Source organism: Anaerovibrio sp. RM50 (genome assembly GCF_000622005.1).
GTDB lineage: Bacteria > Bacillota > Negativicutes > Selenomonadales > Selenomonadaceae > Anaerovibrio.
In genome coordinates, this window is the sequence record NZ_JHWV01000001.1 from 250,962 (window position 1) to 265,638 (window position 14,677).

The 14,677-nt window shown below is 47.2% G+C and carries 15 protein-coding genes; 1 reads left to right on the top strand and 14 read right to left on the bottom strand.

The features are described 5' to 3' along the window. Positions 1–15: 15 nt before the first annotated feature. The 11 genes from T525_RS13850 to argC form a co-directional block, all read right to left on the bottom strand. The gene (locus T525_RS13850) at positions 16–1,095 is read right to left on the bottom strand and encodes an N-acetylmuramoyl-L-alanine amidase (RefSeq protein WP_198022575.1); all 1,080 of its coding nucleotides are present in this window, start codon (positions 1,093–1,095) and stop codon (positions 16–18) included. Positions 1,096–1,111: 16 nt separating this feature from the next. Further along, positions 1,112–1,312 carry a DUF3006 domain-containing protein gene (locus T525_RS0101270; protein ID WP_027405678.1) on the bottom strand — a complete coding sequence of 67 codons (201 nt, stop codon included), beginning with the start codon at positions 1,310–1,312 and terminating at the stop codon, positions 1,112–1,114. Between the two features lies 1 nt (position 1,313). Beyond that, positions 1,314–2,294: a ComEC/Rec2 family competence protein gene (locus tag T525_RS0101275; RefSeq protein ID WP_198022576.1), complete on the bottom strand. Its 981-nt coding sequence runs from the start codon at positions 2,292–2,294 to the stop codon at positions 1,314–1,316. Between the two features lie 13 nt (positions 2,295–2,307). After that, positions 2,308–2,490, bottom strand: coding sequence for a hypothetical protein (locus T525_RS0101280; RefSeq protein WP_027405680.1), 183 nt, complete (start codon positions 2,488–2,490; stop codon positions 2,308–2,310). A gap of 166 nt (positions 2,491–2,656) precedes the next feature. Next, positions 2,657–4,087, bottom strand: a complete 1,431-nt coding sequence (gene argH, locus T525_RS0101285; RefSeq protein WP_027405681.1) for an argininosuccinate lyase — start codon at positions 4,085–4,087, stop codon at positions 2,657–2,659. Position 4,088: 1 nt separating this feature from the next. Next, positions 4,089–5,303: an argininosuccinate synthase gene (locus T525_RS0101290; protein ID WP_156945502.1), complete on the bottom strand. Its 1,215-nt coding sequence runs from the start codon at positions 5,301–5,303 to the stop codon at positions 4,089–4,091. Positions 5,304–5,409: 106 nt separating this feature from the next. After that, complete coding sequence (gene argF / locus T525_RS0101295) at positions 5,410–6,342, bottom strand: ornithine carbamoyltransferase (RefSeq protein ID WP_027405683.1); 933 nt, start codon at positions 6,340–6,342, stop codon at positions 5,410–5,412. A 107-nt stretch (positions 6,343–6,449) separates the two neighbouring features. Then, the gene (locus T525_RS0101300; protein WP_027405684.1) at positions 6,450–7,643 is read right to left on the bottom strand and encodes an acetylornithine transaminase; all 1,194 of its coding nucleotides are present in this window, start codon (positions 7,641–7,643) and stop codon (positions 6,450–6,452) included. Between the two features lie 99 nt (positions 7,644–7,742). Further along, complete coding sequence (gene argB, locus T525_RS0101305) at positions 7,743–8,630, bottom strand: acetylglutamate kinase (RefSeq protein WP_027405685.1); 888 nt, start codon at positions 8,628–8,630, stop codon at positions 7,743–7,745. Positions 8,631–8,720: 90 nt separating this feature from the next. Next, positions 8,721–9,932, bottom strand: a complete 1,212-nt coding sequence (gene argJ, locus T525_RS0101310; RefSeq protein WP_027405686.1) for a bifunctional glutamate N-acetyltransferase/amino-acid acetyltransferase ArgJ — start codon at positions 9,930–9,932, stop codon at positions 8,721–8,723. 86 nt (positions 9,933–10,018) lie between these two features. Then, the gene (gene argC, locus T525_RS0101315) at positions 10,019–11,056 is read right to left on the bottom strand and encodes an N-acetyl-gamma-glutamyl-phosphate reductase (RefSeq protein ID WP_027405687.1); all 1,038 of its coding nucleotides are present in this window, start codon (positions 11,054–11,056) and stop codon (positions 10,019–10,021) included. A 190-nt stretch (positions 11,057–11,246) separates the two neighbouring features. Between argC and T525_RS0101320 the strand changes: the two genes are divergently transcribed. Beyond that, the gene (locus T525_RS0101320; RefSeq protein WP_156945488.1) at positions 11,247–11,990 is read left to right on the top strand and encodes a transglycosylase domain-containing protein; all 744 of its coding nucleotides are present in this window, start codon (positions 11,247–11,249) and stop codon (positions 11,988–11,990) included. A gap of 146 nt (positions 11,991–12,136) precedes the next feature. On the opposite strand, the gene T525_RS0101325 is transcribed toward T525_RS0101320, so the two are convergent. The 3 genes from T525_RS0101325 to sdaAB form a co-directional block, all read right to left on the bottom strand. Further along, positions 12,137–12,862, bottom strand: a complete 726-nt coding sequence (locus T525_RS0101325) for a hypothetical protein (protein ID WP_027405689.1) — start codon at positions 12,860–12,862, stop codon at positions 12,137–12,139. Between the two features lie 235 nt (positions 12,863–13,097). After that, positions 13,098–13,967, bottom strand: coding sequence for an L-serine ammonia-lyase, iron-sulfur-dependent, subunit alpha (gene sdaAA, locus T525_RS0101330; RefSeq protein ID WP_027405690.1), 870 nt, complete (start codon positions 13,965–13,967; stop codon positions 13,098–13,100). A gap of 11 nt (positions 13,968–13,978) precedes the next feature. Then, positions 13,979–14,641 carry an L-serine ammonia-lyase, iron-sulfur-dependent subunit beta gene (gene sdaAB / locus T525_RS0101335; protein ID WP_027405691.1) on the bottom strand — a complete coding sequence of 221 codons (663 nt, stop codon included), beginning with the start codon at positions 14,639–14,641 and terminating at the stop codon, positions 13,979–13,981. Between the last annotated feature and the right edge of the window lie 36 nt (positions 14,642–14,677).

The window sequence follows — 14,677 nt, forward strand, 5'->3', positions numbered from 1 at the left end:
TATCTGAATCCTCCCTTATCTTCCCACACGCCGGAAGTAGTTGCTTATTCCCTTGCATATTGCCAGGGCCATGGCGTGCTGCACATCTGCACTGGCCAGCATATTCTCCTCATAAGGATTTGAAATAAATGCTGTCTCCACCAATGTGGCCGGAATCCATGAATTTCTCAGCACATAAAAATTTGCACTGTGAATCCCTCTGTCATAAAGGCCTGTTGCTGCCACCATCTCATTTTGTATAAGCTGGGACAGCATAGAATCTCTGGAGCTGTGGCCATAATAATATGTGCTGGTGCCATGGGCAGAAGATTTGGTGAAGGCATTGCAGTGAATGCTGACAAAAATATCTGCATCCGGGTGCCGTCTGGCCACATTTACCCTTGCCTGAAGCTCCTGCTTGTCTGTGGCATTGGGACCATATACATCCACATCTGTGTCACGGGTCATTACCACATTTGCACCATTTAATTGGAGAATTCGGGCCACATCCTGGGATATTTTAAGGGTTATGTTCTTTTCCTTTACACGGCTTGGTCCTATGGCCCCAGTATCAGTGCCTCCATGTCCCGGGTCGATGACTACTGTATGTCCCTCTACGCCATCTAGTCGTTCATCCCCCACAGCCTTATTGACCGACCCCTTATCCGCCGCAATCTCAATTACCAACCGATAAGGCTTTCTGTTCTTTTTATCCACCTCTGCAGTATACACCTTGTATTCGTGGTCCTCCAGGTTATCTGTCACCGCAATGGTGGCCACCATATCCCTATGATCATTTTTCAACGTCATGTATCTGGCAATTTTACGGTCAAGACCTATATTTTTCTTTACATCTCCCCGGTTGGTGTTATTTAGCTTTACCACCAGCTGAAATGGTTTGTCAGGGTTTTGGCTCACCTCGTATTCCAAATTCCCTTTGTTCATGCCCATTTCAATGCGGACCCAGTTTCGTCCGTCGCCATCTTTATAGGTATTGTAGTGAAAATAATTTAACGTGTGATTTACCACCGCCGCCTGGGCCGGCACATAGCTGACCCCCATAAGGCCCACGACACAGCAAACCATTATAAGCAACTTACACCATAGTTTTTTCAATGACATTCGCTCCTTATCAGTCTTCCATAAGCTCCATGGCTTCCTTTAGGGCCGCCTGGGTTGAAGCCTTGTCCTTTTTAAATTCCAGCATTATATAGTTGCCTTCATTTATATCCTTTGGCAGCATACTGCAGGGAATTTCAATCTGGTACTCATCCTCACCTAAAAGGATTACTGCCAGATCCTCTTCGATTCTGTCAACATACCCTGAAATCATTTTACCTCTCTCCCTTTACAGAATAGGTTTTTCCGTCAGTTTCAACGGTTACGGTGCCGTTCTTGTCAGTTTCCAAAGTATTAATATTCAGCTTCTTAAATGTCTGCATTGTCTCCTTATGGGGGTGTCCATAGGAATTATTGACACCACAGGAAATAATTGCATATTCCGGCTGAATGGCCTTTACGTAGCTGAAGCTTGAAGATGTGTGGCTGCCATGATGGGGAGTCTTGTACACCTTACAATTGATATTTTTACCATATCTGGCCAAAATGTCCTTTTCAACGTCCTTTTCCGCATCACCGGTAAGGAGCATGGAAAAATCCCCAAATTTTAATATGCCCACAATAGATTCATTGTTCACATTTACTTTTTTATCTGCCTGCAAATCCCTGGTATCCTGCTCAATTATCTGAGTAGTTGGGCTAAGTACCGTAAAGGTAACACCCTTGCCAAAATCCAGCACATCATCGGCCTTTACCTTTATCTGCTTGGTGCCCTGGGCCTTTGCCGCCTTTAAGGCATTGCGGAAAGCAGCGCTGGCAGAGGGGATACCATTATGAATCAGTTCCGTAACCCCATATTTTTTGATCACCTTGGCCGCCTTGCCAATGTGATCTGCATGGGCATGGGTCATAATCAGCTTGTCAATATGGGTAATGCCTTCCTTGTCAAGTGCCGCAAAAAGCTGAGTGTTTTCCTCGTTCTTGCGGTTCTCCTCCCGATATTTGTCGTCACCGGTATCAATGAGGATAATCTGCTCCCCCGTATTGATAAGAATGGCATCTCCCTGGCCCACATCAAGGACCTTGACTACAAGCTTCCCCTGAATCCCGGGCTGGTCCTGTGCCTCCGCCGCAGCTGAATTTCCTGAATTATCCGAAGTGGCACCGCCGGAAACAGCCCCCTGACTACAGCCAGATACCAGCATAGCCAGAGTCATAACCATTACGGCGAGATATTTATATATTCTTTTAATCACCTTGTCACCGACCTTATCGTTTATTGCGCACATTGACCACATAGAGTCTGATGCCAAGCATAATAAGCCATGCCACAACGCTGACTATCACCACATAATCAATGGTCTGCAAGTCGCTGAAATTTGTCATGGCCAAGACCGCCACAATAAGCACCAGCATCAGCCAGTCAGATTTATTCATACCTTCTATCTTCATAAAAAGCCTCCAAAAACAACAACAATAATCCACGTTCATCACGAACACAGATACTGTATAATTATAACACTTTTAAATAATAAAAACAAAAAGCGGGGCGGAGAATTAACTCTGCCTCGCTATTGTTTTATTACAACATACAGTGCACCAATGCGGTACACCGGCTTTACAGTCTCACGGAAATCTGTTTAAAAGCCTTGGCTTCCACCAATGTTGTTTCACTATTAATAATATCTGCAGCAAGCTTAAGCTGCATGTCCACCTGGCTGTAGGAGGTACCGCCATAGGAGTTGCGATTCTTTACGCAGGTCTCCGGACTGATGGCATCGTAAATATCCTCCTCAAAGAGCTCGGACAGCTCCTTGAACTCCGCCATGGACATATCTGCCAGCCACTTGTTTTCCTCAATGCAGTGATGAACTGCCTTCCCCGATACGGCATGGGCCTGTCTGAATGGCATGCCCTTCTTTACCAGATAATCCGCCAAATCCGTAGCATTGGAAAAATCCTCTGCCACCGCCCGGCGCATTACCTCAGGGCGAACCTTCATTCCCCGCATAATACGGGCATATACTACCAGACTGAACTTGATGGTATCAATGGTATCAAATATACCCTCCTTATCCTCCTGAAGGTCCTTGTTGTACGCAAGGGGCAGCCCCTTTACAGTGCTGAGCATAGCCATCAGGTGACCAACCACTCTGCCTGTTTTGCCGCGAACCAACTCCGATACATCAGGATTCTTTTTCTGAGGCATCATGGAGGAACCGGTACAATGGGCATCATCCAGTTCAATGAAAAAGAACTCCCTGGAGCACCAAAGGATTGTTTCCTCGCTGAGCCTTGACAGATGAACCATCAAAATAGAGGCTGCTGACAAAAATTCCATAATATAGTCGCGATCAGAAACCGCATCAAGGCTGTTGGAATAAATATTGTCAAAATTCAACTGCTCTGCCACGAATTTTCTGTCAATAGGGAAGGTGGTGCCAGCCAAAGCCCCAGCTCCAAGAGGCATGATATCACAGCGCTCATATACCCCCGTAAAGCGGTCAAAATCCCGCTTCAGCATGGAGAAATAGGCCATCATGTGGTGGGAGAACAAAATTGGCTGGGCCCGCTGGAGGTGGGTGTATCCCGGCATAATAACATCACTGTATTTTTCTGCCGTCTCCACCAAAGCCTTCTGCATATCCAAAATCAGCTTCTGGACCTCCACCACCTGGCGGCGAATAAACATATGGGTGTCCAGTGCCACCTGGTCATTACGGCTGCGGGCTGTATGCAGTCTGCCGCCGGCATCACCAATGGCATCTGTAAGGCGCTTTTCAATATTCATGTGAATATCTTCCAGAGCCACCTTAAAGGAGAAGTTACCCTCTTCTATCTTCTTGTATATGTCTTTCAGACCGGCGATAATTGCATCACGATCCCCATCGGATATAATGCCTACCTTGGCCAGCATGGTGGCATGGGCAATGGAGCCCGCTATATCCTCAGTGTACATCCGCTTGTCAAAATCTATTGAAGCCTGAAAATCATTTATCATCTCATCGGTGGACTTGGAAAAACGTCCTCCCCAGAGCTGCTCAGCCATATTATTTACCTGCCTTTTCCTGCATAAGTGCCCGTACCTTCAGTGGGAGGCCGAAGAGATTAATGAAGCCCTCGGCATCAGCCTGATTGTATACATGGTCCTCCTCGAAGGTTACAAATTCCTGATTATAGAGGGAATATGGGGACTTGGCACCGGCACTCATAATGTTGCCCTTGTAGAGCTTCAGCTTAACAGTACCGGTAACGCTCTCCTGGGTGCTGTCAACAAATGCAGACAGAGCCTCACGAAGCTGACAGAACCACATGCCATCGTAAACCAGCTCACCAAAGCGGATAGCCACACCCTCCTTGAAATGATAGGTGGCACGGTCAAGGCACAGATACTCCAGCTCACGATGAGCATAGTAGAGAATTGCTCCGCCCGGATTCTCATAAACACCACGGGACTTCATGCCAACCAGACGATTCTCACAAATATCCACGATTCCAACGCCATTACGGGCACCGATTTCATTCAGCTTGTTCAGAAGATCCACAGCTCCCATGCGCTCACCGTTTACAGCAACAGGAACACCCTTTTCGAAGCAAACAGTCAGCTCCTCAGGCTTATCAGGAGCATCCTCCGGAGCCTTGGAAACCAGGAACATTTCATTATTTGGAGCATTCCAAGGGTCTTCCAGATCAGAACCCTCATGGGAAAGATGCCAAATGTTCTTGTCCATGGAATACTTCTTGTTGTCAGTAGGAATATCAATGTTGTGAGCCTTGGCATACTCAATCTCCTGGGTACGGGAAAGGAGCTCCCACTCACGCCATGGAGCAATGATAGCCATATTTGGTGCCAGAGCCTTTACAGTCAGCTCAAAACGCACCTGGTCGTTGCCCTTGCCGGTGGCACCATGGGCAATGGCGTCAGCACCTTCCTGCTTTGCAATCTCCACCAGCTTCTTGGCAATCAGTGGACGGGCAAAGGAAGTACCCAGAAGATACTTGCCCTCATATACAGCACCAGCCTTCAGAGTAGGCCATACATACTCAGTGAGGAATTCCTCGGTGAGATCGGCGATGTAGCACTTGGAAGCGCCGGAACGCAGGGCCTTGTCGTGAATAGCCTGCATATCGTCCCCCTGGCCGATATCTGCACAGCAAGCGATAACCTCGCAGCCGCCATAGTTTTCCTTTAACCACGGAATAATAACGGAGGTGTCCAAGCCACCGGAATATGCCAATACAACCTTCTTAATCTCTGCCATAATCATTATCTCCTTTGCAATTGTTTTTACCTCATCCGAGCGCTTTGCGCCCACCGACGGAGCTTTGCTCCTAGTACCCTTGGGTGCTTCCCCAAAGGGGAAGGCTATTTTAGTCTCCCATGAGAAGGGCCATAATGGCCTTCTGGGTGTGGAGACGGTTCTCTGCTTCATCAAATATTACATCGGCGTAAGCCTCCATAATCTCATCAGTGATTTCCTCACCCCGGTATGCCGGCAGACAGTGCATTACGATAACACGCTTGTCTGCTTCTTTAAGGAGCTCAGCATTGACCTGATAATCCTTGAAGATTTTTTTGCGCTCATCGTGCTCTGCTTCCTGTCCCATGCTGGCCCAGGTGTCGGTAACCACAATATCTGCCCCCCTGGCAGCCTCAAATGGATCTGTTACCAGCTTAATGGATGCGCCAGTTTCCTTGGCATCCTCAATGGCGTTTTTCATCACCTGTGAATCCGGCTCATAGCCCTTTGGGGTGGCAGCCACAAATTCCATACCAGCCTTGGCACAGCCATACATATAGGAGTTGGTCATGTTGTTGCCGTCACCTACATAAGCCATCTTCAGGCCCTTGAGATTCTTGCCCTTATGCTCCTGGATAGTTAGAAGGTCAGTCAGAACCTGACAAGGGTGTAAAAGGTCTGTCAGGGCGTTAATTACCGGTACATCAGACCACTGGGCAAATTCCTCTACCCTATCGTGGCCGAAGGTACGAATCATAATGCCGTCCAGATAACGGGACATAACCCTTGCGGTGTCCTTAATAGGCTCCCCGCGACCCAGCTGTAAATCACGGTTGGACAGGAACAGGGCCTGGCCTCCCAGCTGGTACATACCAGTCTCAAAGGACAAACGGGTACGGGTCGAGGACTTTTCAAAAATCATGCCCAAAGTCTTTCCCTTCAAAAGGTGGTGTTCAATACCAGCCTTCTGCTTGGCCTTCAGCTCGTGTCCCAAAGCCAATATTTCATTTACCTCATCCACGGACAAATCATGAATGGAGAGTAAATCCTTGCCTTTCAACATCTATCTAACCTCCCAGTATTCCATATTGTTGCGAATACTTTTGTATGCCAACAGTATATATTATACTACAGTTTTCGTATATTTTCATCCGATTGCATATTCGTATACTACTCAAAATCAGGCAACACGCTTTCCAAAATGTCACATACTTCATCAATATGTTCCTCGGTCACAATAAGTGGTGGAACAAATCTCAGCACATTGCCGGCGGTGCAATTAATGATAGCACCCTTTTCCAGACAGGCATTTACAATATCCCTTCCCGGCTTGGTAAGCTCCATGCCCAAAATAAGGCCCATGCCCCGTACCTCTTTAATGAGGGACGGGAATTTGCTCTGAAATTTCTCCAGACGGGATTTCATATAATCTCCCATTAACTCCACATTTTTGAGGAACTTGTCATCCCCCACCAGATCCAGCACCACATTGGCTGCAGCACAGGCCAGAGGATTGCCACCAAAGGTGGAACCATGATCTCCTGCATGGAATACTGAGGCCACTTTGTCACTGGCAATAAAGGCGCCGATTGGCACGCCACCGGCCAATCCCTTGGCCAGGGTTACAATATCCGGCTGCACACCAAACTTTTCGTAGGTGAAAAACTTTCCGCTGCGGCCGATGCCGGTCTGAATCTCATCAAATATAAGCAGTGCGTTGTACTTATTACAAAGCTCACGGACTTTGGTTAAATAAGCACTGTCTGGAACATGAACGCCGCCTTCCCCCTGAATGGGTTCCAGCATAACTGCCGCTGTTTTATTACTCATCAGCTTTTCCAGGGCCTCAATGTCATTATAAGGCACATAGTCAAAGCCCTCAGGAAGCGGGCCGAAGCCCTCCTGATACTTTGGCTGTCCCGTTGCCGTCAAGGTGGCAATGGTGCGGCCATGGAAGCTGTGAATAGCTGTAATAATCTGGGACTTATCTGCATCAATGCTATGGGCATACTTGCGGGCCAGTTTAATAGCTCCCTCGTTGGCCTCAGCCCCGGAATTGCCAAAGAACACCTTGTTAAGTCCGCTTAACTTGGTGAGCTTCTCCGCTGCATCAGCCTGCACCTGGGTATAGTAGAGATTGGAGCAGTGAATCATTTTCCCCGCCTGTTCAGCCACCGCCTTTACCAGCTGAGGGTGATTGTGCCCCAAAACATTTACTGCAATACCCCCCAGAAAATCGATGTATTTCTTCCCCTGGGTGTCGTAAACATATACCCCGTTGCCATGGTCCAGAACAATTTTGTATCGGGCAAAAACCGGAAGATAATCTCTGGCGTCCTTTTCATAAATCTGTTCATCAGTCATATATGTACACCCTTTCATTCTTTAAATGGATAAAATGCTAAATTATTCAATTAATTAACCATTCAATCTCTTAAACGTTAAGTTAATATACTTGCTAAATCACTTTATAACCTGGGTACCAATACCACTGGAGGTCAGCAACTCCAATATAATGGAGTGGGGCTGACGGCCGTCTATAATGTGAACTTTGTTGGTACCGCTTTCAATGGACTTCAGACATGCCTCAATTTTTGGAATCATGCCCCCGGAGATTATTCCGGTCTTGATATAGTCCTTGGCCTCCGCCACAGTCAGGGTGGATATGAAGGTATCCTTGTCCTCAAAATCCTTATAAACCCCTTCAGTATCCGTAAGGAGCAGCAATTTTTCCGCCTTCAGGGCACCGGCAATTTCCGCCGCCACATAATCGGCGTTAATATTGTAGCTTTCACCGTCCTCACCCACGCCTATTGGGGCGATAACGGGAATGTAGCCATTATCCAGCAGGGTATCCAAAATGGAAGTATCAATGGAAGCCACCTGCCCCACATAGCCAATGTCCACATCGGCCTGCTTGCCGGCCTCATCATATACTGTGGCCAGCTTCTTGGAGGCTTTAATCAGTCCCGCATCCTTGCCGCTGAGGCCCACTGCCTTAACGCCACGGCAATTAAGCATATTTACAATATCAGAGTTTACCTTGCCGTCAAGGACCATCTCCGCAATTTCCACCGTTTCCTCATCGGTTACCCTGAGGCCGCTGACAAAGGCAGACTGTTTGCCCACCTTCTTTAAAAAATGGGTAATATCCGGGCCGCCGCCGTGTACGATTACAGGCCGCATGCCCACATATTTCAGGAGACTAACATCCTCCATTACCTTCTGCTTTAATTCTTCATTTATCATGGCATTGCCGCCGTACTTAATGACGATGGTTTTGCCGTAAAATTCCTGTATGTAGGGCAGGGCCTCAATAAGGGTTCCCGCCCGTTTTTCTGCATCTAACATACCTATTCTCCTTTACTGCCTTCCCCTCTGGGGAAGCACCCAAGGGTACTAGGGCAAAGCCCGTCGGTGCCCGAAGGGCGGATGAGGTCATCAGGTGTGATACTCACCGTTAATTTTTACATACTCATAGGAGAAATCACAGCTCCACACAGTGGCAGCAGCATCTCCCATTCCCATTTCCACATTAATATCAATATCATGCATGGCCATTACCTTGGAAAGCTCCTCCATATCAAATTCCGCTCCCAGGCCATTGGCGTAAACAGTAATATCACCAAATTTAATAACAGTCTTTTCCGGCACCATTGGAACCCCTGCATAGCCCACAGCACAGATTACCCGGCCCCAGTTAGGGTCCTCACCGAAAAAGGCTGTTTTAACAAGGGGTGACTTGGCAATGCTCATGGCCACAGTCTTGGCATCCTCAAAGGTCTTGGTGCCATGTACATTAATGGTAAGGAACTTGGTGGCTCCTTCGCCGTCTGCAGCAATCCGCTTGGACAGCTCCTGACAGATGGTCTTTAAGGAATCATAGAATACTTTATAATCCTCAGTCCCCTCCTTGATTTCTGCATTGCCGGCCTCACCATTAGCCAGAACCAGCACGGTGTCATTGGTACTCATATCACCGTCCACGGAAATCATATTGAAGGAAACCTCCACGATGTCAGACAAGGTCTTTTGCAGGAGAGGTGCAGCGATGTTGGCATCCGTGGAAATATAGCAAAGCATGGTAGCCATATTTGGCTGAATCATGCCAGAGCCCTTTGCAATAGCTCCAAAGCGAACTTCCTTGCCCCCGATCTGTACGGCGAAGGAACAGGCCTTGGAATAGGTATCAGTGGTAATAATGGCGTTTCCGGCATTCACACTGCCATCCTCAGAAAGCTCAGCTGCAGCCGCCTTAATACCATCTGCCATCTTGTCCATAGGCAGATTAACACCAATAATGCCAGTGGAACCAACAAATACATCATAAGGATCACATCCCAGCTCAGTAGCTGCCAGCTTGGCCATTTTCTGGGCATTCTTCAGCCCCACTTCGCCGGTGCAGGCATTGGCACAGCCGGCATTTGCCACAATAGCATGAGCCTTGCCGTTCTTAAGATGTTCCTTATCCACAATAACCGGAGCCGCTGCCACGGCATTTTTTGTAAATACGCCAGCTATAGCTGCTTCCTTTTCAGTATATATCAACGCCAAATCAAGATTACCGCTCTTTTTTATACCAGCCTTAACACCGGCAGCCTTAAAGCCCTTGGGGAAGGTTACGCCGGCCTTTGCACTTTTTTCAGAAAACATACTTAATTCCTCCTATATAATTCAACAAGCTATTATGACCTCATCCGTCAGCTACGCTGACACCTTCCCCATAGGGGAAGGCTTTCTTATGGGTACATTGGAACCACATCAAGGCCCAGCTTCTCGTCGAAGCCACAGGCTATATTAAAGTTCTGCACAGCCTGCCCAGCCGCCCCCTTCACCAGATTGTCAATGGCTGAAAGGACTATTACACGGTTGGTACGTGAATCTATGTGCCAGCCCAGCTCACAGTAATTTGAGCCCCGCACATTCTTGGTGGCAGGATAGCCGTTTCGGCCAAGGAGTCTTACAAAAAATTCCTTGCCGTACATTTCCTCATAGACCTTATCCACCTGCTCCGGAGTTGCCCCTTCCTTCAGCTTTGCGTAGCATGTGCTCAAAATACCTCTGGACATTGGCACCAAATGAGGAGTGAAGTTCAGCACCGTGTTCTTTCCGGAAAGCTCAGTCAGAGCCTGCTCTATCTCAGGAGTATGTCTGTGACTTGCTACTCCATAGGCCTTGAAGCTGTCATATAATTCCGGGAAGTGATTTGGAAGCTTTGCCCCCCTGCCTGCCCCGGAAACTCCGGACTTGGCATCAATTACAATGGTATCCATATCAATAAGATTGTTCTTGGCCAGAGGCGCAAAAGCCAAAATGCTGGCAGTGGTATAACAGCCCGCATTGCCTATAATCTTGGCACCCTTTATCTGATCCCTGTACAGCTCTGCCAGACCGTATACCCTTGGAGCATCCTTGTGGATATGCTCCACCTTGTACCAGGCTTCATACACATCAGTATCATCAAAGCGATAATCAGCACCTAGGTCAATAATGCGGGTTGGCTTATTATCAAGAGCCTTGCCCACCTTCATGGCATGGCCGTGAGGCAGACCGATAAAAACGAAATCGCTGTCCTCACCAATTTTATCAATTTCCTTCATGCTTATAAGCTGCTTGTCGTAAATCCCTCGCAAATGGGGGTATATATCAGAAATATTTTCTCCTGCGTGGCTTTCAGAGGTAATGTGTACCACCTGGGCCTCAGGGTGATTATGCAATATTCTTAACAATTCGGCACCGGCGTAGCCAGTTGCACCAATAACACTAACTTTCTTCATGGTCAATTCCTCCTTGTCAATGAGTAGAGTATACACCTTTTATTCATAAAATGCAAGATTTTATTAATAATTATGCAACAATATACACAAAAAATTATCACAATTTAACTATGAAATGGAAAAATACGAACAACTGTGTTAGAATTAATTGCGTTATCAATTATGTTTACAAAAAAGGAAACAAAATAGCATGATGTTCTTGATCCGATTAATAAAAAAGCTGGTACTGCTGGCGATTCTGTTTATCATTATGTTCTGCGGCTCCTATTATTTGTCAGGAGGCACCCTGTATTTTGATGAGCCCACAACCCAGCGCATAAACCGCATAGTTTTTCTTGAGCGGGAAGTAAATAAATCCCTGAACCGGGATAATTACGTGACCATTGATGAAATGCCGGAATCCCTTACCCAGGCCGTGGTGGCTGTGGAGGATAACCGTTTCTATACACATCATGGCTTTGATCCGGAGGGTATTGGCAGAGCGGCTCTGGTGAACCTACAGTATGGCGAGGTTAAGGAGGGAGCCAGCACCATTACCCAGCAGCTGGTAAAGAATATGTTTTTGTCCCAGGACCAGACTTATGGGCGAAAGGCGGAGGAACTTCTGCTTGCCCTGGATATGGAGCTGCACTACTCCAAGGAGCAGATACTGGAAATGTATCTTAATACCATTTACTTTGGTTCCGGCTTTTATGGTATCAGGGAGGCCACCAAGGGGTATTTCGACAAGACCCCTGACCAGCTTGCCCTGCCGGAGGCAGCCATGCTGGCGGGGATTCCCAACGCCCCTTCCGTTTATTCCCCCTATGAAAATTACAAGCTGGCAAAACAGCGCCAGTTTATAGTTCTGGATGCAATGGTACGGGCGGGCTATCTAAGAGAAAATATTGCCGAGGATGCCAAAATAAAACCACTTTACCTTTCCCGCCAATAAACAAAAAGACAGCAATGCCACAAAATATATCCATTGGCTGCAGCAACGCCGCCAACAAAATTGTATAACAAAATATCTCCACATATAAAAAGAAGCCTTTACGAAATGAATCAACATTTCATAAAAGCTTCTTTTAATTTTAAGTATTACTCGTTGCCCCAGCCACGACCTACTCTGTGGTCAGGTCTCAGATATCTGTCCAGATCATTTTCTACAATTTCCTGGGCCTTCTTCTTGGCCAGCTTTTCCTTCTTGTACTTCTCGTAGTTTTCCTTGCCCATCTTCAGGATCATCTCGTCCTCTTCCTTTTTCTCCTTTGCCACAACCTTTACTCTGTTGGCATAGGCATTAAAGAAATCCCGGCAAATCTCGTTGTAGAGCTTTTCGTCACGAGGGGTTGCCTTTGGAGCAAGCTTTCTGTAGGAATACAGTACCTCATGGGACTTGGAATCCACCACATCAAAGAACACGTTCAGGCGGGTATCATTGGATACAGTGCATACGATATAGGCATCGCCGTAAGTACTTACTCTTTCCTTAAAGAGCTCCAGTGCCTTGTGACGGCCCAGGCGATAAATATCTATATGCTCCTTGTTGTTGACGGTCTTACAGAAATCCTGATAGGACATATAGCTAAAGCCTTTTTTGTTGTTCTTTATGGCCTGATCATAGATCATCTTGGTCAGTTCTTCAACAGTTGGCTCCTCATCCTGTGGAGAGAACTGAGGGTTACCAATTACAAAAGACTTTACATCCAACATTCCGTAACCGTATACAGTCTCCTTTGAAGTACCCACTTCCCAGGCAAATGCAAACTGTGTGCCCAAAATCATAACGCACATTACAGTGAGCAGCTGTATAATCTTCTTCATTAAAAATACCTCCATAAATGTCTAGATTAAATCCTTAGTAAGCAAGATGAAAACATACCGGTTTTCATCAGCCCTTACAGGGAATCTAAGTTCATCTTCATCTTTCAGATTTGATTCTCTAAGATTCCCTAGTAAAGTTTAATATAAACAGTCATGTTTGTCCATTAAAAGATTATTAAACCTGCCATAAGGAGCCAAATATGCCGGATGAACACCTGACCAAATAACCCAAATCTCAACCAAATACCCGCTTGCTGATGGCTTTTCCCGTAGCCGTGAGAGCCAAACCGCCCTCGGCAGTTTCCTTAACGGTACGTGGAAGGCTGCGACCAATGCGGTCCATAGCATCAATTACCTCATCCACCGGAATAACGGATTCCACCCCGGCCAGAGCCATATCTGCCGCCACCATGGAATGAACAGCCACAAAACCATTTCGCTTTACACAAGGGACCTCCACCAGACCTGCCACAGGATCGCAGGCCAGGCCTAAAAGATTTTTTATGGCCAGAGCCACAGCATGGCCCACCTGATCAGGAGTACCTCCCCCAAGCTGCACCATGGCAGCAGCTGCCATTCCGGCAGCGGTACCACACTCCGCCTGGCAACCGCCATAGGCCCCCGCAATGGACGCATTGGCCTCTATTACCAGACCGATTCCGGCGGCGGTAAACAAGGCATCCAGAATTTCTTCCTCACTATTGTGATTCTTTTCCGCCGCAGTTCTTATTGCCGCAGGAACAATACCACAGGACCCCGCCGTCGGGCAGGCCACAATACGGCCCATTACCGCATTGACCTCACTTACCCCCACAGCACTGGCCGCAGCTGTCATAACTGTTTTTCCTGTATAGCTTTCATCCCTGTGATTATAAATTTTTATGGCATCCCCACCAGTAAGCCCGCTGAGGGACTTATCTTTATTGTTAATTCCACGTTCAATGGATTCCTGCATTACCCGCCAGTTATTCTGCATGGATTTCAGCATATGCTCCTCACTGTCAAAGGAATGCTCCTGTTCATATTCCATGGTGATTTTACCAATGGAGGTGTTTCGCTCTTTTGCCAGCTCAATGAGCTCTTTTATAGAATTAAAATTTACCATGGTACCCTCTCCTATATAGCCGGAACAGCAAAGGCATTTTCGATAACCCCGGTGCTGCGGCAATCCTGAATAATATCCTCTGTCAGTTCTTCATCCGTCTCAATTATCATCATGGCCTGTTGTCCGCGGTTACGCCGGAACACCCGCATAAAGGCAATATTTACATGGTGCTTGGCCAATACATCGGATATTTCACGAATAACACCCGGTTTATCCCTATGAACGACAATAAGGGAAGGATACTGGCCGGTAAGGGCAATCTGGAAGGTATCAATGCTGCGTACCTCTATATTACCGCCCCCAATGGAGGCCCCCCCCACGGTTATTTGACGACCATTTACCCCTGTCATGACAAACACGGCTGTATTAGGATGGGCATCGCCTAAATCAATTGGTGCAAAGGAATAATCCAAGCCCCGCTCCCTGGCAATTTCCAAAGCATCCCGAATACGCTCATCCTCTGGTGAAAAACCAAGAAGTCCGCCTATCAGTGCCTTATCAGTACCATGGCCCCGATAGGTTCTGGCAAAGGAACCATGAAGCAATATTTCCGCCTTTGCCACGGGCTCTCCCAAAATTTTTCCTGCCATCAGCCCCAGTCTGGCCGCCCCTGCCGTATGGGAACTGGACGGACCGATCATAATAGGGCCTACAATGTCAAAAACTCCTCTCATAATAACCTCCTAAATACCCCGCAGTGAGCTTTCCCC

Bases quoted from the DNA above. Each gene is read 5' to 3' on its own strand.
- sdaAB (WP_027405691.1), bottom strand. From the start codon at position 14,641: ATGAGAGGAGTTTTTGACATTGTAGGCCCTATTATGATCGGTCCGTCC.
- T525_RS0101270 (WP_027405678.1), bottom strand. From the start codon at position 1,312: ATGATTTCAGGGTATGTTGACAGAATCGAAGAGGATCTGGCAGTAATC.
- argH (WP_027405681.1), bottom strand. From the start codon at position 4,087: ATGGCTGAGCAGCTCTGGGGAGGACGTTTTTCCAAGTCCACCGATGAG.
- T525_RS0101320 (WP_156945488.1), top strand. From the start codon at position 11,247: ATGATGTTCTTGATCCGATTAATAAAAAAGCTGGTACTGCTGGCGATT.
- argJ (WP_027405686.1), bottom strand. From the start codon at position 9,932: ATGTTTTCTGAAAAAAGTGCAAAGGCCGGCGTAACCTTCCCCAAGGGC.
- argC (WP_027405687.1), bottom strand. From the start codon at position 11,056: ATGAAGAAAGTTAGTGTTATTGGTGCAACTGGCTACGCCGGTGCCGAA.
- argF (WP_027405683.1), bottom strand. From the start codon at position 6,342: ATGTTGAAAGGCAAGGATTTACTCTCCATTCATGATTTGTCCGTGGAT.
- T525_RS0101280 (WP_027405680.1), bottom strand. From the start codon at position 2,490: ATGAAGATAGAAGGTATGAATAAATCTGACTGGCTGATGCTGGTGCTT.
- T525_RS0101325 (WP_027405689.1), bottom strand. From the start codon at position 12,862: ATGAAGAAGATTATACAGCTGCTCACTGTAATGTGCGTTATGATTTTG.
- argB (WP_027405685.1), bottom strand. From the start codon at position 8,630: ATGTTAGATGCAGAAAAACGGGCGGGAACCCTTATTGAGGCCCTGCCC.
- sdaAA (WP_027405690.1), bottom strand. From the start codon at position 13,967: ATGGTAAATTTTAATTCTATAAAAGAGCTCATTGAGCTGGCAAAAGAG.
- T525_RS0101300 (WP_027405684.1), bottom strand. From the start codon at position 7,643: ATGACTGATGAACAGATTTATGAAAAGGACGCCAGAGATTATCTTCCG.